This window comes from Leuconostoc pseudomesenteroides KCTC 3652 (assembly GCF_014634745.1).
Taxonomy (GTDB): Bacteria; Bacillota; Bacilli; order Lactobacillales; family Lactobacillaceae; genus Leuconostoc; species Leuconostoc pseudomesenteroides.
On the sequence record NZ_BMBP01000001.1, the window covers coordinates 135,393 to 154,917 of the forward strand.

Annotated in this window: 19 protein-coding genes and 1 riboswitch; of the genes, 1 reads left to right on the top strand and 18 read right to left on the bottom strand. The window is 38.9% G+C overall.

The features are described 5' to 3' along the window. Positions 1-192: 192 nt before the first annotated feature. The 8 genes from glnA to ytpR form a co-directional block, all read right to left on the bottom strand. On the bottom strand, positions 193-1,539 hold the full coding sequence (gene glnA, locus IEU65_RS00675) for a type I glutamate--ammonia ligase (RefSeq protein ID WP_010277622.1): 1,347 nt from the start codon (positions 1,537-1,539) through the stop codon (positions 193-195). Positions 1,540-1,551: 12 nt separating this feature from the next. Beyond that, the gene (locus IEU65_RS00680; protein WP_010277626.1) at positions 1,552-1,890 is read right to left on the bottom strand and encodes a MerR family transcriptional regulator; all 339 of its coding nucleotides are present in this window, start codon (positions 1,888-1,890) and stop codon (positions 1,552-1,554) included. A 154-nt stretch (positions 1,891-2,044) separates the two neighbouring features. After that, the gene (locus IEU65_RS00685; protein WP_010277630.1) at positions 2,045-3,037 is read right to left on the bottom strand and encodes a class A sortase; all 993 of its coding nucleotides are present in this window, start codon (positions 3,035-3,037) and stop codon (positions 2,045-2,047) included. Positions 3,038-3,057: 20 nt separating this feature from the next. Further along, positions 3,058-5,742 (bottom strand): DNA polymerase I, encoded by a 2,685-nt coding sequence (gene polA / locus IEU65_RS00690; protein ID WP_168441468.1) that lies wholly within the window; start codon positions 5,740-5,742, stop codon positions 3,058-3,060. A 139-nt stretch (positions 5,743-5,881) separates the two neighbouring features. After that, positions 5,882-6,604 carry a Bax inhibitor-1/YccA family protein gene (locus tag IEU65_RS00695; RefSeq protein ID WP_010277636.1) on the bottom strand — a complete coding sequence of 241 codons (723 nt, stop codon included), beginning with the start codon at positions 6,602-6,604 and terminating at the stop codon, positions 5,882-5,884. A gap of 85 nt (positions 6,605-6,689) precedes the next feature. Beyond that, positions 6,690-8,024, bottom strand: a complete 1,335-nt coding sequence (gene murC / locus IEU65_RS00700; protein ID WP_010277639.1) for a UDP-N-acetylmuramate--L-alanine ligase — start codon at positions 8,022-8,024, stop codon at positions 6,690-6,692. Further along, positions 8,017-8,160: a hypothetical protein gene (locus tag IEU65_RS00705; RefSeq protein WP_010277643.1), complete on the bottom strand. Its 144-nt coding sequence runs from the start codon at positions 8,158-8,160 to the stop codon at positions 8,017-8,019. The genes murC and IEU65_RS00705 overlap by 8 nt, the downstream gene beginning before the upstream one ends. Then, positions 8,160-8,816 (bottom strand): YtpR family tRNA-binding protein, encoded by a 657-nt coding sequence (gene ytpR, locus IEU65_RS00710; RefSeq protein ID WP_031940980.1) that lies wholly within the window; start codon positions 8,814-8,816, stop codon positions 8,160-8,162. Before ytpR ends, IEU65_RS00705 begins: the two co-directional genes overlap by 1 nt. A 136-nt stretch (positions 8,817-8,952) precedes the next feature. Here ytpR and IEU65_RS00715 point away from each other — a divergent pair, with 136 nt between their 5' ends. After that, positions 8,953-9,936: a DMT family transporter gene (locus tag IEU65_RS00715; protein ID WP_010277649.1), complete on the top strand. Its 984-nt coding sequence runs from the start codon at positions 8,953-8,955 to the stop codon at positions 9,934-9,936. Between the two features lie 4 nt (positions 9,937-9,940). Here the strand turns inward: IEU65_RS00715 and IEU65_RS00720 are convergent, their stop codons facing one another. From IEU65_RS00720 to IEU65_RS00765, 10 genes are all read right to left on the bottom strand, one after another. Next, the gene (locus tag IEU65_RS00720) at positions 9,941-10,615 is read right to left on the bottom strand and encodes a 5'-methylthioadenosine/adenosylhomocysteine nucleosidase (protein ID WP_010277652.1); all 675 of its coding nucleotides are present in this window, start codon (positions 10,613-10,615) and stop codon (positions 9,941-9,943) included. Between the two features lie 19 nt (positions 10,616-10,634). After that, positions 10,635-10,928 carry a membrane protein gene (locus IEU65_RS00725; protein ID WP_010277655.1) on the bottom strand — a complete coding sequence of 98 codons (294 nt, stop codon included), beginning with the start codon at positions 10,926-10,928 and terminating at the stop codon, positions 10,635-10,637. 3 nt (positions 10,929-10,931) lie between these two features. Then, a complete protein-coding gene (locus tag IEU65_RS00730; RefSeq protein WP_010277659.1) occupies positions 10,932-11,483 on the bottom strand; it encodes an NUDIX hydrolase in 552 nt (183 codons plus the stop codon). Then, positions 11,483-11,707 (bottom strand): cold-shock protein, encoded by a 225-nt coding sequence (locus IEU65_RS00735; RefSeq protein ID WP_010277663.1) that lies wholly within the window; start codon positions 11,705-11,707, stop codon positions 11,483-11,485. Before IEU65_RS00735 ends, IEU65_RS00730 begins: the two co-directional genes overlap by 1 nt. A gap of 60 nt (positions 11,708-11,767) precedes the next feature. Beyond that, on the bottom strand, positions 11,768-13,216 hold the full coding sequence (locus tag IEU65_RS00740) for an NCS2 family permease (RefSeq protein ID WP_010277666.1): 1,449 nt from the start codon (positions 13,214-13,216) through the stop codon (positions 11,768-11,770). Positions 13,217-13,273: 57 nt separating this feature from the next. Further along, positions 13,274-13,370, bottom strand: a riboswitch (purine riboswitch). Between the two features lie 36 nt (positions 13,371-13,406). Beyond that, a complete protein-coding gene (locus IEU65_RS00745; protein WP_168441467.1) occupies positions 13,407-14,771 on the bottom strand; it encodes an ATP-binding cassette domain-containing protein in 1,365 nt (454 codons plus the stop codon). 189 nt (positions 14,772-14,960) lie between these two features. Continuing rightward, entirely contained in the window at positions 14,961-16,625 is a 1,665-nt protein-coding gene (locus tag IEU65_RS00750; RefSeq protein ID WP_010277674.1) for a formate--tetrahydrofolate ligase, read from the bottom strand. Between the two features lie 231 nt (positions 16,626-16,856). Next, positions 16,857-16,997, bottom strand: coding sequence for a hypothetical protein (locus IEU65_RS00755; protein WP_010277676.1), 141 nt, complete (start codon positions 16,995-16,997; stop codon positions 16,857-16,859). 326 nt (positions 16,998-17,323) lie between these two features. Continuing rightward, positions 17,324-18,562: a phosphoribosylamine--glycine ligase gene (gene purD, locus IEU65_RS00760; protein ID WP_010277678.1), complete on the bottom strand. Its 1,239-nt coding sequence runs from the start codon at positions 18,560-18,562 to the stop codon at positions 17,324-17,326. A 168-nt stretch (positions 18,563-18,730) separates the two neighbouring features. Further along, on the bottom strand, positions 18,731-19,489 hold the full coding sequence (locus IEU65_RS00765; RefSeq protein WP_004916020.1) for an NADP-dependent (R)-specific alcohol dehydrogenase: 759 nt from the start codon (positions 19,487-19,489) through the stop codon (positions 18,731-18,733). Positions 19,490-19,525: the final 36 nt, after the last annotated feature.

Consider the following 19,525-nt stretch of genomic DNA (forward strand, 5'->3'; position numbering starts at 1 on the left):
TAATTTAACAAAAAATTTAGCAGTTGTGTTCGTTTTAAAATAAGAATTTTCACACTTTATAGTTTATAGTTCGTCTTTAAGCGGATTTTTGCAGATTTTAATTTAAATAACCGAATGTTAGGTTTATGAGCGCTTTCAAAACAAGAATTTTGATCACAAAAAAAAGCGCTGAGCGCTTTTTTAATGTAACTATTAGTAATTTTCAAGATAAGAATCTGTTTCCCATTCAGAAACAAACTGACGATATGATGTGTATTCAATCTTCTTTGCTTCAATAAACTTATCAGCAATATGTTCTCCAATAGCTGAACGAACAACATCATCAGCCGCCAACTCACGAACTGCAGCCAACAGAGTATCTGGTAAGTCTGTAATGCCTGCCTTTTCCCGTTCGACCTCATCCATCAAATAAATATTTTTATCAACTGAGGCCAAAGGCTCTAATTCACGCTTGATCCCATCCAGTCCTGAAGCCAAAATGGCTGCCAATGCAGTATAAGGATTAGCTGTTGGGTCAACTGAACGTAGTTCCAAACGTGTTGAATTACCACGTGAGGCCGGAACTCGAACCATTGGTGAACGATTTGATGCTGACCATGCAACATAAACAGGTGCTTCGAATCCAGGTGTTAAGCGCTTGTATGAGTTAACTGTCGGGTTTGCAAGCGCTGTGAACGCAGTCGCATGTTCCAAAATACCACCCAAGAAGTTATATGCTGTTTTTGACAAGCCCATTTCATCCGATGTATCAACAAATGCGTTACCATCTTTTGTAAATAATGACATGTTTGTGTGCATACCGGATCCGTTAATACCTGCAACAGGCTTTGGCATAAAGGTAGCATAGTAACCATTCTTGCGTGCGATGGTTTTAACAACCAACTTAAACGTCTGAATGTTGTCAGCGGCTTCAAGAGCTGAGGCGTATTTAAAGTCTACTTCATGCTGTCCTTCGGCAACTTCGTGGTGAGCAGCTTCAATTTCAAAGCCCATTTTTTCCAAAGTCAAAACAATTTCACGACGAACATTTTCACCCATATCCAATGGTGCTAAGTCAAAATAACCACCTTTGTCGTTTAATTCTGTGGTTGGGTTGCCTTTTTCATCAAGTTTAAACAAGAAAAATTCAGGTTCTGTCCCGACATTAAACGCCGTAAATCCAGCTTCACGCGCATCAGCGAGTACCGAACGTAACGCATGACGGGGGTCTCCAGCAAATGGCTCACGATCAGCAGTATAAATGTCGGCAATCAAGCGGGCCACTTTACCACCATGACCATCCGTTGCCCATGGGAAAATCATAAATGTTGATAAATCGGGGTAAAGATACATATCTGATTCATTGATACGAACAAATCCCTCGATTGATGAACCGTCAAACATTAAATTGTTGTCAAGCACCTTATCTAATTGAGAAGTTGGTACTTCAACGTTTTTAATCGCACCTAAGACATCAGTGAATGTTACACGAATGAATTCTACATTTTCATCAACAACAATTTGTTTAATTTCTTCTTTGGTAAATGTTTTACGAGCCATGATTTTCCTTCCTTAACGAGCCCCAAATCGCCCGATTTGGGCGAATTCTTTTTGTAATGAACGACGTAATGCTGATTCTGAATCTTGTTTTTCTTGTGCTTTGCGGTGTTGTTTGGCGAATATTTCTTGAATATCTTTGATTGAATCGCCCGAATCCAAAAAATCACGAATGGCTAATAATTGATCAACATCATTTAATGAAAATCGACGCTGACCACCTTTGCCACGTCCTGGTGTGATTAAGTTTTGCTGCTCGTAATACCGTATCTGACGGTCAGTCAGTAACGTCAATTCACGAACTGTACCAATTGTTAAAATTGATAAATTGCGTCTTAACTCACGTTCGCTCATCACAATACCCCTTCGCTTAAGATACTTTTATTTTATACGAAATTTTCATCGTTTGCAAATATGTGTCAGGAAACCTAACATGATATTTTGCGTTATACCAATTTATTCACATTATGAAAAAAAGATAAGGCTAAATACAGCCTTACCTTAAAAATTATTTTGTACCACCCTGATCACCATTAGCACCCTCTTCAACACCTGGGTTCCACCAACTGACACGAGCATTAGTATTATAAACTTGTAAGTTGAATCTTGAAACTACACTTTGTGGCGCATTTTTCCAAGTATAAGTGTGCTTCAAATCCGCGTGAGTAATAATACGATACTGAGTCGACGGGAACAGGCAGCTAATGATTGTTAATTGCGCATTTTTTGTTGGATCCAACACTGAGACATCTGTGTTCTTAACAGTATCTTGTCCAGTAATCTCATATTGGTACAGACCTTTATTATTTGCTAATAGAACTGATGTGCCATTCAACCATGATGATCCCTTTAATTGACCATTACTGATATATGGCGCGTTTTGATTAATCACTTGCTGTAACCCACTAAATCCAGTTACACCATCGTTAAAATTATGCGCTGCCAACCCATAATTTCCCTGCCCCATCACTGGTATTTTAGTGCCATCTGGATCTTGACTAGAGCGGTTGGCGTAATCAGCCCCCAAATTCAATCCAGCATTACTATAAGCATCATTATAAATTGGCAACAAAATATTACGACTTGGAATTGACACAAAGCCTTGCTTTTCAAATCCCTTAGCCGCATTTCGCATCACCATTTTTCTAATTGTGGCGCGAGAAATAGTAGACGACGATGCTTTTTTAGCAGCCACCTGTCTTTCATGTTGCTGAACAGGCTTCAATATAGCTGTTTTAACTCCTAGCATATTTTGTTGATAAACATAAGAGCCACCGAGGTATGCCAGTAAAATAATGCAGGCGCCTATTAAACCATCATAGATAAGTTGACGTGGTTTGAACTTATGATGTCGCAAACGTGTTATCAGTATGCGACAAATAGCAACCAGCAAGAAAGCAACCACAAAAACGGCAACATAAGTCGCAATTTGATGTGCTAACTGATGAGGCACTTGACTGTCATTTAGCGTAGCTGCTAAATTATTTGGTAATATTATCATGATAATCCTATACTTTTCTGTTACTTAGCATCATACCATGTGGCGCCAGAATGACTTTCCACTTTTAAAGGCACATCTAACGACACAGCTGAGTCCATCACGCTTGTAATAATTTCTGATAATTCATCAATTTCACTTGATGGTGCTTCAAAAATTAATTCATCGTGTACCTGTAATAGCATGCGTGCTTGGAAGTGATGCGCTTTTAACGCATCATTAACTTTAATCATAGCAATTTTGATGATATCAGCAGCTGATCCTTGAATTGGTGAATTCATGGCAGTCCGTTCAGCAAAAGAACGCAAATTAAAGTTCTTCGCATTGATATCTGGCAAGTAACGTCGACGATGAGCAATTGTTTCGACATAGCCATGATCGTGCGCAAATTGTTTGATTTGATTCATCCAATCATGAATTTGAGGAAACTCTTGAAAATAAGTATCAATAAATCGCTTGGCTTCAGCTCTAGAAATACCCAAATTATTAGCCAGACCGAAGTCAGATATACCATAAACGATTCCAAAATTAACTGCTTTGGCAGTTCGTCTCATAAGTGGATCAACGACGGCATCATTTGGCAAACCAAATACAGCTCGTGCCGTTTCCGCATGAATATCTTCACCATTCAAAAATGCTTTTTGCATATTGGCATCCCCTGTCACATGTGCCAACACACGAAGCTCAATTTGGGAATAATCAGCACCAAATATTTGCCAATTTGGTTCACTTGGAACAAACGCTGTACGTATTAAACGTCCTTCTTCTGAACGCATAGGAATATTTTGCAGATTGGGGTCCACAGACGATAATCTTCCTGTTTGAGTGAGCGTTTGCAAGAAACGGGTGTGGATTTTACTATCTTCTGGATAAATGACTGACAACAAACCATCAATATAAGTAGATTTAAGTTTAGCCAACTGGCGGTACTGCAAGATGTGATCCACAATCGGTGCTTGTGGTGCCAACTTTTCAAGGACATCAATTGCTGTAGAATAACCAGTTTTCGTTTTTTTGATAACCGGTAATCCCATTTTTTCAAATAATAGCACACCGAGCTGTTTAGGTGAGTTTAAATTGATTTTTTCTCCTGCCTCAATGTAGATAGCTGACTGAATATCTTCAATTCGTTGCGCTAAATCACGTCCTCTTTCCTGTAAATATTCTGGGTTAACTTTAATCCCTTGAAACTCCATATTAGCTAATACATGTGCTAATGGCAACTCAATGTCAGTATATAAGTGAGTCTGCTGATGTTCATTTAATGCTGAAAAAGTTGGCTCTTCTAATGCCATCAACGCATTTACTTTGTGAGCAATATGCATCAAAACGCGACCACTATCTGAAGGTATCTGAAATTTAGCGCCCTTGCCATAGACTTCTTCATCAGGAGTGAGATAAATATCAAATCGTTGCGCTAATGTCGCAAACACATTGTCATTATCAACAGTATCCAGCAAATAAGCCGCAAGCAAAAAGTCAAAATTAACACCAGTTAATTTCAAGCCTAAACGCTTAAACAAGACTAATTGCGCCTTGACATTGAAAACATTTTTTTGAATTTTATCGTTTTCAATCAACGCTTTAAGTTCAGGCTGCTGTAATAATGATACATCTCGGCTACCATAATACCCGACAGCAGCATTTCCAATCACAAAGCCAATCATTTCGCCAGCATGGTAATCTTCGCCAACATATTCAATATGGAGCGCAAATTTGTCTCCTAACATACTCAGAGCACGTAAATTACTATCTTTTAATTCAACAACTTGTACATTCTTCTCATCAACCGTATCGTCTCCAGCAATTTGGCCTGAGCGCTTCAGCGCCTTAATCTTAGCTAACTGTTGCTTAAAATCTAATTTTTCATAAAAAGGAATGAGGGCATCATAATCAACACCGCGATATTCAATTTCTTCCAATGGTAATTCGAGATCAGCCGCCGTTAAAATAGTGGCTAATTGACGTGCTCGGAACGCTTGATCACGGTCATTCATCAAATTTTCTTTCATCTTTGATGGTTTCATGCCGTCAACATTGTTGTATAAATTATCCAAATCATGATACTCTGCCAAGAGCTTAAGTGCCGTTTTTTCACCCACCTTAGTTACACCAGGATAATTATCAGACGTATCGCCAGTCAAGGCCTTTTTTTCAATAATTTGAGCAGGCGTCAAGTTGAACTTTTTAAAAATGTAATCCGGTGTATAACGTTCAATTTCAGTGACCCCTTTTTTCGTCACATTTACAGTAACATTATCGGTAGCCAGTTGTATTAAATCCTGATCACCTGTCACAATTGTAACTGAATATCCAGCTGCCTCACCCAAACGTGAATATGTCCCGATAATATCATCTGCTTCTAGTCCATCTTGTTGATAATTGCGCAGTCCGTGGAGCGCAACCATTTCACGTAGATAAGGAAACTGTTCTAAAAATTCAGATGGTGTTTTAGAACGACCATCTTTATAACTTGATAATAGTTCACCACGAAACGTCGTTTTACCAGAACCAGCATCCCAAGCCATCACTGCCAAATCAGGTTGCATGGGGTCAACTATTTGGTCCAAGAAATTATTAAACGCAACTAATGCATTAGTATGTAACCCTTCATGCGAAATCATACGGTCTAGTTGATTATACATCGCATAAAAGGCTCTAAAAGCCAGTGAATTACCATCAATTAATAAGAGTTTTTTATTGGTCATTTGCTATCCATTCTATTTCTCGTTGTGATCATATCGTTAAAAAAAAGCGTATTGAAATAATACTTATCCTATTTATTATACCATGTAATAATTTTCCAAATAAAAAAGCCCTAGCGGGCTGAATTTTATTCTAAATAAATTAGTCGCGAGATCCACCGGCTGCAACACCAAAGATCCGCAATAAGGCAAAGAACAAGTTCACAAAGTCTAAGTAGAGACGTAGCGCGCCATTAACTGCCAAGCCCGTTGTATCAGCTTGTCCAGCATATTGAGCGTACATCACCTTAAGATTTTGATTATCATAGGCTGTGTACAATGAGAAGACAAAGACACTGACCCATGAAATTAACAACGATACCATACCGCTGTAAAAGAACATGTTAACAACGGAAGCAATGACCAAACCAATCAACAAACCAAACAAAATTGATCCTAAACCAGTCAAATCACGCTTTGTCACCATACCATACACAGCCATACCGCCAAAAACACCAGCAGCTGATACAAATGCCATGAGTACTGATGCGCCAGTATAAACTGCTAACAGCAAACCAAGCGTTAAGCCTTCAATCACGGCAAAAGCCATGAGTAATCCAAAAGCTTTAGCTGGATTTTTGAACGTTGCTCGTCCAATCATCGTCATGATTAAAATTTGTACCCCAAACAGTGCTAATGTACCAATGATGTTCCCAGCAATAAGGCTATAAACTTGAGCCAAGAAAAAATTCTGAACAATAAATCCCGTGATTGCAGTCACAACAATAGCGATACCCATAAAACTATATGTTTGTTTAAAAAATGATCTTAACCCATCATCAACACCCGTCACATCGCGACGTGCATTCATATTAAAATTATCCATTAATGCTTACCTCCTCCAATTAACAAATACAACGCTGTTGTATTTCAGTTACGTCTATTATATCAGAAAGAGGATTAAATAGACATTAAGTCAAATCAGTATGAAGTTGACCGAGTAGTTTTTCGTATGCAAATTCATATTTTTCGATATCACCAGCCCCCATGAATACCATAACTGCATTATCATAAGGCATCAGCAGGCGCATATTATCTTCTTGAACAATGCCACCAAACTTTGAAATTTCTGCACCTAAGTCCTCTGAAGAAATCGTACCTGATTGTTCTCGAGCTGAACCAAAAATATTGGCTAAATAAACTTTATCAGCTGCTTCTAAACTTTCCGCAAATTCGTCCTTGTAAGCAATAACACGGGAAAATGTATGTGGCTGAAAAATTGCAATAATTGGCTTATTAGGATATTTCTGACGGGCAGCATCTAAAGTCGCGGTAATTTCTGTTGGATGATGTGCATAATCATCAATCACCGTAATATCACCGATTTGTTTTTCACTGAAGCGTCGTTTAACACCTTGATATGTGAGTAAATACTGACGTATCAAATCGAGATCAACTTGTTCCATGTAACTCACACCAATGACAGCCAAAGCATTTAAAATGCCATGTTGCCCGAACAAGGGAACGGCAAAATCACCAAGGCTTTTACCACGAAATACCACTTCAAAATGAGAGCCTAAAGTTGACTTACGAATATTAGTAGCAACGAAGTCATCTTTATCAGGGTTGACACCATAGTAATAAACATCGGCATTTGGTTCCAATGACCGTAGGTGTTCATCATCACCCCATGCAAAAATGCCTTTTTTGACATTGTTGGCAAAGTCAGCAAATGCACTGGTGACATCCTCAATCCCTGTGTAATAATCGGGGTGATCAAAATCAATATTAGTCAAGATTGCGTAATCTGGACGATAGTCCTTAAAATGGCGACGATATTCATCGGCTTCCACAACAAAGAATTGCGAGTTTGGTACCCCACGTCCGGTTCCATCCCCAATCAAATAGGAGGTTGGCGCAATGTTTTTGAGCACATGGGCTAGTAATCCAGTCGTTGATGTTTTACCGTGCGCACCAGCGACAGCAATTGAGGTCGTTTGAGCAATTTGCTCTTGAACTGCTTCAGGATACGAAATCATCTTAACACCTAGTTCAAGTGCGCGTGCTACCTCGACATGCGTATCTTCAAAAGCATTTCCCCGAACAAAAACAGCTGACTGGTATTCGTCAACATTTTTAGCTTCAAAGGGCAAAATTTTGATACCCGCTGCTTCTAAAGGTGCTTGTGTATACGTATAAGTATCAATATCAGATCCCAAAACTTCATTGCCTTGATCATGCAAAATTTGCGCCAAGGGTCCCATTCCTGTGCCTTTAATACCAATAAAATAATATTGTTTACTCATTATTTTCACCTTCTGTTACAAATGTAAAATATTGTAACTCACCTTTTCGCAGTTCAAAAATTAAGCGACGATACTGTGCCGTTTCATCATTTAACGTGCGATATACTCGTGGTGCATTCTTCAAATTATCGGCCATCAGTAATTCAAATCCACGAGATTATCGCGATACAAATTAGCGGCCTTCTCAAAATTAAAGCTGTCGCCAACATTACCAAAATCATCTGGTAAAATCAGTGCACCTGGCTTATCAGGGGCCCCTGGCAAACGCAACTCTCTGCCAGACACAATCATTCCAGCTGAAGGCACACCGCGCAATTCACCATCCCAAATCAAAGCGCCACTTGGCATCATTGTGCCTGGCTGCGCAACTGCCACTTTGATATTTTCTCTAATATTGGGCGATCCCGAAACAATTTGTAAGGTTTTATCATTAGCCACGCGTGTTTCGGTGACATGAAGGTGATCAGAATCTGGATGTGTTGTAACCGTTTCGACATAGCCAATAACTAATTTCGTTGGTTCGACCGTCAATTCATCAGAAAATCCAGCTTGCTTTAATTCTTGATTAACGATATCAATTTGTTCTTGTGTCAATGTTAGCTGACCTGATTTGTGCCTAATCTGTAATTTTTCGCCAATGCCAAAGATGTTATAGCCTGTTGTTTTATCCGAAGATAAATCACTCACTCGGGTAACATTTTTATTGGTTGTCACAATTTGCTGGTTGGCATTTGGTGCCAAAATAATCATTAGAACATCTCCGAGATGTTCTGGGTTATATGTTGTTATCATGGTTAAATTCCTTTGTTTTATCAGTACGTTATCTATTTTACATTACTTTTTAATACCAATAAAGTCAATATTTGACGAACGCTAGTGAAAAGAGTAAAACAGAGTAGTACACTGAAAAAACAATGGAGTAATCATCGTGAAAAAAGCTTATATCTATGTTCTCATTTCAACATTTCTCTTCAGTTCGATGGAAATTTCATTAAAGTTAGCCGGCAGTCAATTCAACGGCGTCCAATTAAATTTTCTACGTTTTTTAATTGGTGGTTTAGCTCTAGTGCCACTCGCTGTCCATAACATGAAGCAGCGTCACGTCACCTTTCAAAAGCAAGACATCGGTACTTTTCTCTTAACTGGATTTGTGGGTGTTGTTGTCAGTATGACATTCTTCCAAATTGCAGTTGAAGTCGATGCTGCCTCTACGGTAGCGGTCCTGTTTAGCTCAAACCCAATATTTGCCCTCATTTTTGGCTATATCATTCTTCATGAAACGCTAACACGTTCTAACTTGATTGCTGTTGTTGTATCAGTTATTGGACTACTCGTTATTGTCAATCCAGCTCACTTAACGAATCCACTTGGCATTTCACTTGCACTGATCGCGGCACTAACTTTTGGCTTATTCGCAATTATGCAACGTCAAGTAGGTATGAAGCGTGGCTATGATGGTTTAACAATGAACACATTTTCGTTTATTGCTGGGGCCTTGGAGCTGATGGTGATTATGATTTTATCTCATATTCAAGGTGTAGCTAATTTGTTTATAAAAAATCCTGTCATGCATGATTTTTCAAACATTCCTTTCTTTCAAGGCATTACTATCCACAATATCATTTTGTTGGCATACATATTCTTGGGTGTCACAGCAGCCGGTTATGTACTTTATTCACTAGCAATGGAGGCTTCAGATGTCTCAACTGCCTCGCTTGTCTTTTTTATTAAACCAGCCCTTGCACCAATCTTGGCACTGATTATTCTCCATGAAAGCATCAAACTTAATACAATAATCGGCGTTGTCATTATCGTGATAGGTTCAACCATCATGTTTATCGGCAATCGTTATAGTAGTAAAGCTGACACCGTGCCCTATCAACAAGAAACCGAAACACAAAAAAAAGCCTAACGGCTTATTTTTTTTGATCCAAATATCGTAACAATAGCTTAGCTGAAGCTTTTCCAGCTTCAACCACATAGTCATCAAACACAACGCCTGAGTCACCATTGGCTAAATCGGAAACACCACGTAATACAATAAACGGCGTCCCAAATTGGGTGGCAACTTGCGCTACCGCTGCAGCCTCCATCTCAGCAACCAAAGCGTCTGGAAAATGAGCTAAAATACGTTTTTTGGCATCATCTTGTACAAATTGATCGCCGGAAACAATAAGTCCCTCTTTAACGGCTGCTAATTTTTCAAAATCAGCGACAACTTCAGGATCGGCCAAATAATACAAAGGTTTGTTAGGTACCTGCCCAAACGCATAACCAAATACAGTCACGTCGACGTCAGAATGGGCAACTCGCGTACCGACAACCTCATCACCAATTTTCAAGTCAGGATCAAGGGCGCCAGCCGAACCAGTGTTTACAATTAAATCCGGTTCAAAATTGTCAATCATAACTGTTGCTGCTGATGCTGCTGCAACTTTTCCAATACCAGATTCTGTTAAAATTACTTCATGCCCTTTATAAGTACCTGTAGTAATTGAGGCACCACCATGCTGCTTTGTCGTTGTGTTATCTAATGCAGCAATCAATGACAACTTTTCTTCTGCCATTGGTGTGATAATACCGATTTTCATAATAATTTACGCTCCAAGTCTAATTTACCAAAAAGAAATACGCATAGGTCGCAATAATTAATAAAGCCAAAAAAATAATGGCTAAATTATAGCGATGCGTTAATCGCTTAGATTTGCCGATTGGTGTCAGTTTACCATCTGATCCCAACTCATAGCGACCTTTGCGAGTTAATCGCATCTCTTGACGTGTTTCTGGTGTGACAACTTCTATCTTTATGGGGTGTGCTTTAGCATATTCTTTTTCTGCTTTCACCCGTTGTTTATCACGTTGCTTTTGGGCTTTTTTCGCAGCTTTTCTTGTTTCGTTATCCATTCATTAACCTCTAAGATAGGCCCAATACAAAAACGCCGTTACTGTTTTTTGATCGTTTAATTTGCCAGCCTCAAACATCTCTTTTAAGTCATCAAACGAAATTGTTATCAGATCCATTGTCTCCCCTAAATCACGAGGTAATTGATCTGATTTTGCTATTGGCTGTAGGCTTTTTGCAACATAAAGATGCATATAGGCATCAGAAAAACCGACTGTTTCCACAAACCCGATTGCCCTTTCAATCGTTCCAGCGGTCATTCGTAATTCTTCGTTTAATTCGCGAACGACCGCATGATGTGGGGCATCGAAATCTCTTTCATCCAACTTGCCTGCCGGAATTTCAAGAATAAAATCACCAATTGTGGCACGCCATTGCTTTTCCAAAATAATATGGTCATCATCCACCATCGCTAAAACTGAAATGGCTGGCACGTGTCTCACAATATCACGCTGTGATGTTTGATTGTTGTAGAGCTGTACACTTTGTGTCTCAACACTAAAAATAGGTCCTTCATAGACAATTTTAGTGTCAGTCACGATCTCTTTTTCAGCCATTAAACTTCTCCAGCTTTTGCCCTAATGGGTTGCACGCGGGCAGCTTGATATTTTTGGTGACCTTGTACCAAAACATACTCAACCTTTTCGCCTTGAATTAACGACTTAAAGCCGTCCATTTCAATGCCATTAAAATGGACGAAAATATCATCACCACCATCATCAGGTGTGATATAGCCATAGCCACGTTCTTTTTGCCAAATTTTTACTGTTCCTGTTTTCATATCTTTATTGTATCAAAAAAGTTGCCCACAGGGACAACTTTCATGGTTTTCAATTAATTTTTAAATAAATGCTAGGACAACAAAATTTATCAAGAAAAAGAGCGATACGATAATTAATACTGGGGAAATTTCTTTGAATTTACCTAATGTTAATTTCACTATAATGAAAAATAAGAAACCAGCGGCAATACCGTACGAAATAGAATAAGAAAATGCCATAAACACTGACGTGAAGAAAGCTGGTAATGCTACTTCTAGGTTTTCCCAAGAGATTTTAGTAAATTCTCCCATCATCATGATACCTACCAGAATCAATAATGGTGATGTTGCCGCAGTTGGTATAACACCAACAAACGGTGCAAAAATAATCATCAAAGCAAAGCCAACTGCCGTAACAATATTTGCCAAACCAGTACGGGCACCAGCAGCAACACCAGCCGCTGATTCAATAAACGTTGTCGTGTTACTAGTACCTGCGATACCAGCAAAGGCCGTTGTAAATGTGTCGACAACCAACGCGCGATCCATTTTAGAATTAAACCCTTTATCTTCTTCAAACGCTTTCGTATCTGCTTTTGAGAAAATACCAGTTTGATCACCAATACCAATCAAAGTGCCAATCGCATCAAACAGACCGGTAAGTCCCATTGCAAAAATGGTAATAATTGCCAATGAGGCATGATGCCAATCAGTGAACAATGATCCCAAACCATTCGCGCCTAATGCTTGTCCAAAAACATGTCCCAAGGATCCAAAGGCTGATCCAATCGAAGTCCCAGCTGAAATGTGCGTATTGGTAACACCCATTGGAATACCAATGACTGTTGTCGCAATTAACGTGATCAAAAACGCACCAGGTACTTTACGCATTACCAATATTACTAATAGAATAAAACCAATTAGTGCCAATAGCACAGATGCAGAATTAAATTTTGACAGTTCAGGTGTCACGCCACCACTCGCTAAAATAGAATTAATCGTACCTGTGGCCTTGCCAGTAAATGGTTTGTCATTTAGCGTCAAAATATTGCCTGGATCAACGATAAAGTTGATAAAACCAGCGTTTTTTAATCCAATATAAGTGACAAACATACCAATACCACCACCTATGGCAGCTTTCAATTCACTAGGAATACCTTTCACAATAGCGCGTCGACCATGTGTTAAAGTAATGATGATATCAACCACACCGACCAAGAACACAATTGCTAAGGCTTGCTGCCAATTAAAGCCAAAGCCAAACACAATCGTATAGGTAAAGTACGCTTGCATGCCAATTCCTGGCGCTAAAGCAAAGGGTACGTTAGCAAATAATCCCATAAACAGGGTGCCAAATACGGCTACTAAAATAGCAGCCAAGAAAACAGCTTGTTGTGGAATACCTGCTTGCCCAAGAATCTGTGGATTCAAGAAAAAGATGTAAGCCATGGAAACAAAGGTCGTGATACCTGCGACAATCTCCCGTCGTACACTGGTCCCATTTTCCTTAAGATGAAAAAACTTTTGCATGTGTGTCTATCTCCCTTTGACATAGAAAAATCCACCCATCACAAACGATGAATGGATCAACACCACGCAATTTATGATAGTCCAACATGTTGGTGTTGGGTAGAAACTGTCGGCCAATATCCGACACTATATCAACAATTTATTTTAATATATTCCAGTTTAACACCGTCACGGCGCAGTTGCAAGAATTTCAAATAGTCATTAAATGTTGTGATTGAATCCTCATTTTTTTCGTAGCGACCGCGTCAATAAAGTCCTTATAATGAGACACTATTAGAACGGCACCATTATAATGCGTTAAAAAATTTGTCAGCGCATCTAATGCAAGTAAATCTAAAAAATTAGTGGGTTCATCTAAAATAAGTAACTGCGTATCGGTAAATAAAACTTGTAGCAGTAACACTTTAACTTTTTCACCGCCACTTAGTGAATTAACTTTTTGAAGAGCCATATCTCTTTTAATGCCAAACGCACCAAGAAAATCTCTGGCCAATTGTGGCAGTTGAGAAGATTTCAATAATACGTTTTCTAGGACTGTCTTTTGTTCATTCAAAGCAGACAAGTTTTGTGTAAAATAACCAACTGGCTGATTATACTTTTGGATAATTTGCTTAATCATGGTGGTTTTACCACTGCCATTATCACCTAAAATAGCCAATCGCTCCCCTGTTTCCAAATTAAAATTCACGTCTTGTAACAGTGCCCGATTGCCTGCTTTAACTGTTTCCCCAGTTATTTTTAAAATAGTCCGTGTTTTATAGTTTTGACCTGCAACCGTTTGAAGTTTCAAAGGCTTTGTGACATGCGGTTTATCAATCTTTTCTAGTTCTGAAAAGCGACGAGCCATCGTTTTGGCATTTTGACCAAGCTTTTTTTGGGTTTTTAATGCGTTACCTTTTCCACTGATCAAACGCGCATCAGATGGACTAATATTTTTGGGACGTTTTGTCACTTGTTTTTCCCGTGTTCTAACTTTGTCCATCGCTCGTTGTAGTTGCTTTTTCTTGTTGACTGCGTCGTGATACAGATGATTCTGAGTTTCGTTAGCAAGATTAGTTTTCGCTAAATAATCCTGATAATTACCATTATAAACCGTGACGTGTTGTTCATGTATTGCCCATATTTTTTGGACTGTGTGATTAAGAAAATAGCTGTCATGAGAAATCACAATCAATGTGCCATAAAAATGTGACAGCCGTTTGATTAACCAATTTTGATGTGTCATATCTAAATTAGCTGTTGGTTCGTCTAACACCAAAATATCTGGTTGATTGTTTAGTGACTCATTGATACGTTGCATCATTTTTTCACCACCACTCCGATTACTATCGTCGACGACCAATTGTGGCACATAAATGAAACGACCATTGATAAAAATCTCACCACTGTCAGCTGATAAATCACCAATCATCAAGTGCGCCAAGGTTGTTTTGCCAACACCGTTAGCGCCAATAATGCCAATACGCTCACCAATTTTTATTTGCTGAGTAACTTGTGTTAAAATGTCGCGTCCGTCAATACTGTAATTGACTTTATTTAATGTGATTGCATGCATAAAAAAACCTCCTCTGATTTTTCACAGAATTGGTTTCGTAAGCATCGCAAAAATAACGACTTATTGTCGATTTTTGCGCACTTATCCTACTCTTTCCAATTCCGTTTGTGAAATTTGAATGAATAGTTTAGTTACGCACTGGATCGACCTCTTTTCAATATTTAAAATGATTATATCATGCTGTACAAGTTAGAACAAGCCAGTAATTCGACCTTTTTCATCAATATCAATGTCTAATGCTGCCGGATGTTTTGGCAAACCAGGCATTGTCATAATATTACCTGTCAGTGCAACCAAGAAACCAGCGCCTAACTTAGGGACAAATTCACGAATATGAATAGCAAAGTCTTTTGGTGCTCCTAACTTTTTAGCATCATCAGAAAGAGAATATTGCGTTTTAGCCATAATAATTGGTAGTTTATCCCAGCCACGAGCTTCAAATTCTTTTAGTTGCTTTTGAGCTTTGTCAGATAACACAACAGTTTCGCCACCATAAATCGTTTGGACAATAGCATTAAGTTTATCGGTTGCAGAATCATTAGGTTGATAAAGTGGTGTAAAATCAGATTCCTGTGCTGCTTTTTCAATGACAGCTTGTGCTAAGTCTTTTGCCCCTTCGCCACCCTTAGCCCAAACCTCTGTCGTATAGGCGGTTGCGCCAAATTGTGCAACATAATCTTTAATGACTGCTAGTTCTTGTGGTGTGTCGGCGGTGAAACGGTTAATTGCCACAACAACCGGTACACCATAACGATTCATCGCCGTTAAATGCTGCCCTAAGTTTTCTAATCCAGCGGACAAAGCTTCAATATTTTCATCGTTTAAGTCGCCCAGTGCCACACCACCATGATGCTTCAGTGCGCGAATGGTCGCTACAATAACAATTGCATCCGGTGTTTTCCCTAATAATGGGACTTTAACATCGAGGAATTTTTCACCACCTAAGTCAGCTCCAAATCCAGCCTCCGTAACCACGTAATCAGCCAATTGTAGCGCTGTTTTTGTTGCCAAAATCGAGTTCGTTCCTTGCGCGATGTTTGCAAATGGGCCACCATGAATGATTGCCGGTGTATGTGCCAGTGTCTGTACCAAATTAGGTTTAATAGCATCTTTAAGCAAGACTGTTAATGCACCTGCTACACCCAAATCAGCAACAGTAACTGGTTCTTTGTCGTAAGTATAGCCAACGACAATACGATTAATACGCGCCTTCAGATCCATTAGATCAGTTGATAGCGTCAAAATAGCCATTAATTCAGATGCAACAGTAATATCAAATCCATCTTCACGAGGCACACCAGAAGTCGGTCCCCCTAGACCAACAGTCACATGTCGTAAAGCGCGATCATTAATATCCACTACACGTTTCCACAAGATGCGACGTGGATCAAGGTTGAGAGGATTTCCCTGATGTAAACTGTTGTCAAGCACTGCCGACAAAGTATCATGTGCCGAAGTAAGCGCATGAAAATCACCAGTAAAATGCAAATTAATGTCTGCCATTGGCACAACCTGCGCATAACCACCACCCGTTGCACCACCTTTCAGCCCCATAACTGGGCCTAATGATGGTTCACGAAGCGCAATCATCGTATTTTTACCAGCTAATTTAAGCGCATCAGCTAAACCAACTGTCACGGTTGATTTGCCTTCTCCAGCAGGTGTTGGATTAATTGAAGTAACCAAAATGAGTTTACCCAAATCAGTTGATCGATTAACTTCAGGATCCAACTTGATTTTCGCTTTATCATAACCGTAGGGTTCAATTTCTTGAGGCTGTAATCCCGCGCTGGCAGCAATTTCAGAGATAGGTGTAATTTTAGCAGCTTGTGCAATTTCAATATCTGTTGGCATGAATTTATCCTCTTTGATCATAGTACACATTTCAAAAATCAATGTGATAGTTGGTTAATATTTACGTTAAATTCATTATAACTAAAGTTCATCTCTACGACAATTCTTATGGCCAATCAATCAGTTGAAACGCTGAAATCAACTTTAAAGCGAAATTCTAAAGAAAAAAACTGAAAAATCAGCCTGCAAACATTTGTCATCAAACTTATTTTTCAGTTACATTTATTCATACTATTTGTCAATTTCTTTTTTACTGTCTTTTCGGAAGTCTTTAGCAGCTTCTTGCACAGCATCCTCTACACTACCTACTGCCTTTTTAACAACATTAGCAGATGACTTACCTGCATTGCTCATCAACTTATTTTTTGTCACCGTAATTCGCCTCCTTGCATTTTAACGATAACACTAATTTCTGTTTTGATAACCTCAGTGTATACCATCAAATATTTGAAAGCAACTAAAAAGCCCAACAAACGAAGACTATATCAGGATAAACATATGTCGTTTGTTGGACTAGTAATACAGGGAGTATCACAAGAATAGTGTATACCATTATAGTTATAATATCGGATTTTTTGTCAGGTTTCTTACCATCATCACTGAATCATCAAAAAGATGTATTTAATGACTATACTTTTGAAAGCAGTTTTCAACAATATTGGTGCAGCGAGTTCTTTTGAAAACATTGACCATTCCGATTATTCGACAGCTTGATAGCCAATGTCATGCCGAAATTCTAATGCCATATCAATCTTATCAAGTACTTCATATAATTGCTTTTGAGCCACCGCAATAGTTTTTTGATGATGGACAACCGTTAAAACGCGCCCTCCCTTGGTCACTAACTGACCATTTTGCAGTGACACACCGGCATAATTAACCGGATAAGGTATTTCTGGAACTCTTAAACCATTTTGTGGTGCTTCAGGATAACCAGGTGACGCTAGTACCACACCAAGATAGATGTCTTCTTCTTGCCATTTTGTAGTAGGTTGATTGCCTTGTAATAATTGCATAATTAGGTCATAAAAATCACCTGTATATTGTGGTAACACAACTTGTGCTTCAGGATCACCAAATCGGACATTAAATTCAATCACTTTTGGTCCTTGTAACGTCAACATCACACCAGTATAAAGTACGCCAGAAAACGGTATTTTTTCAGACGACATGGCTTTAATGGTAGGTTCGACTAACATATTAATCGTTTGCCGGCGAATCGTATCTGAAATCCAAGTCACTGGACTATACGCACCCATTCCACCCGTATTAGGTCCTTTATCACCATCAAAGCGGCGTTTATGATCCTGCGCCAACGGTGCGTGAGTCATCTGACCATTGTGACCAACTAACGTGAAAACTGAAAATTCAACACCGTCCAAATATTCTTCAATAACTAGTTTAGCATCACTTTGTTGTTGATATAGTTCATCTAAATAAATTTCCCCGTCGTTTCTATTATTGATAATTGTGACACCTTTTCCCAATGCCAGACCATCTAACTTGAATACAACAGGAAAATCAAATAACTCTAAACTAGCTTGAGCCGCGGAACGCGATGTGACGGTTTGTGCATTGGCTGTGGGAATGTGATACTTTTTTAAAATGTTTTTCGTGAATGACTTGGAACCTTCGAGCTGTGCTGCTTTTTTTGATGGTCCAAATATAGCCAGTCCAGACGCTTCAAAAACGTCCACAATTCCTAACGTTAAAGGTTCTTCACTACCAACAAAGGTCAAATCAATTTGTTGGCTTCGAGCAAAATCTCGCAAGGCTGTTAATTCCGTAACAGCAATATCTTGACAAGTAATGCCACTTTTAGCCATACCATCATTTCCTGGTGCAACAATCACTTCATCCACTTGGGGACTTCGCAAAAAGGTCTGCGCAAGTGCGTGTTCACGTGCACCAGAGCCAACAATTAGTACTTTTGACATAATTACCATCCATATTTTTATTTCTTACTTACATATTTTAACAATAATCAGCAGCCATTTGTACGGTTATATACATTATTTAAACGAATTATTTCGTTTCAAAGTGGTAAATCACTATAAAATACGAACAATAAAAAACGTCATCACTATGATGACGTTTTTTATTATTTACTGTGCCAAGTAACCACCGTCTACAACAAATTCTGATCCTGTTGCAAACTTCGACTCTTCACTAGCCAAATAAACAGCCATGTAGGCAATATCATTTGGCTCACCAATGTGGCCCATTGGTGTCTGTGTACGTTGTGATTGTGCTTCTTCAGCACCAGGAATATTTTCTACTAGTGGTGTCTTGATATACCCTGGATGAATCGTGTTAACACGCAAATTATAATCGTTTAATGCAGCGTGTAATGCTGCTGACTTACTCAAAATTCGTACACCACCCTTTGAGTGGTTGTAAGCAGCCAAGTTAGGGTCACCAACAAAACCCTCAATTGATGACATATTAATAATTGAAGCACCACCAGGTTGATTCTTCATATATTGAATGCCATACTTAGTACCCAAAAATACGCCATCAGAATTAATTGATTGCAAGAACTTCCAGTCTTCAAAAGTTGTTTCTTCAATGTTTTTAGCAATCGCGATACCCGCATTGTTAACCACAGTATCAACGTGTCCAAACCACTTAATTGTGTTTTCAAAGAGATCAATCCAACCTTGTTCATCTGAAGCATCGTGCTGTACAAATCGTGCCACTGATTCATCACCAATTGACTTTACTGCTTCCTCACCAACATTGGCGCGACGTCCTGTGATAACAACTTTTGCACCTTCTTCAACAAACTTCTGAGCAATAGCCAATCCGATACCAAGTGTACCACCTGTAACAATTGCAACTTTGTTCTTTAAACGATCTACCATGAAAATTCCCCTTTTTTCTTTTATATTGTTTATTAT

Coding starts and splice junctions, on each gene's coding strand:
- glnA (WP_010277622.1), bottom strand. CDS start 1,539: ATGGCTCGTAAAACATTTACCAAAGAAGAAATTAAACAAATTGTTGTT.
- IEU65_RS00680 (WP_010277626.1), bottom strand. CDS start 1,890: ATGAGCGAACGTGAGTTAAGACGCAATTTATCAATTTTAACAATTGGT.
- IEU65_RS00685 (WP_010277630.1), bottom strand. CDS start 3,037: ATGATAATATTACCAAATAATTTAGCAGCTACGCTAAATGACAGTCAA.
- polA (WP_168441468.1), bottom strand. CDS start 5,742: ATGACCAATAAAAAACTCTTATTAATTGATGGTAATTCACTGGCTTTT.
- IEU65_RS00695 (WP_010277636.1), bottom strand. CDS start 6,604: ATGGATAATTTTAATATGAATGCACGTCGCGATGTGACGGGTGTTGAT.
- murC (WP_010277639.1), bottom strand. CDS start 8,024: ATGAGTAAACAATATTATTTTATTGGTATTAAAGGCACAGGAATGGGA.
- IEU65_RS00705 (WP_010277643.1), bottom strand. CDS start 8,160: ATGGCCGATAATTTGAAGAATGCACCACGAGTATATCGCACGTTAAAT.
- ytpR (WP_031940980.1), bottom strand. CDS start 8,816: ATGATAACAACATATAACCCAGAACATCTCGGAGATGTTCTAATGATT.
- IEU65_RS00720 (WP_010277652.1), bottom strand. CDS start 10,615: ATGAAAATCGGTATTATCACACCAATGGCAGAAGAAAAGTTGTCATTG.
- IEU65_RS00725 (WP_010277655.1), bottom strand. CDS start 10,928: ATGGATAACGAAACAAGAAAAGCTGCGAAAAAAGCCCAAAAGCAACGT.
- IEU65_RS00730 (WP_010277659.1), bottom strand. CDS start 11,483: ATGGCTGAAAAAGAGATCGTGACTGACACTAAAATTGTCTATGAAGGA.
- IEU65_RS00735 (WP_010277663.1), bottom strand. CDS start 11,707: ATGAAAACAGGAACAGTAAAAATTTGGCAAAAAGAACGTGGCTATGGC.
- IEU65_RS00740 (WP_010277666.1), bottom strand. CDS start 13,216: ATGCAAAAGTTTTTTCATCTTAAGGAAAATGGGACCAGTGTACGACGG.
- IEU65_RS00745 (WP_168441467.1), bottom strand. CDS start 14,771: ATGCATGCAATCACATTAAATAAAGTCAATTACAGTATTGACGGACGC.
- IEU65_RS00750 (WP_010277674.1), bottom strand. CDS start 16,625: ATGCCAACAGATATTGAAATTGCACAAGCTGCTAAAATTACACCTATC.
- purD (WP_010277678.1), bottom strand. CDS start 18,562: ATGTCAAAAGTACTAATTGTTGGCTCTGGTGCACGTGAACACGCACTT.
- IEU65_RS00765 (WP_004916020.1), bottom strand. CDS start 19,489: ATGGTAGATCGTTTAAAGAACAAAGTTGCAATTGTTACAGGTGGTACA.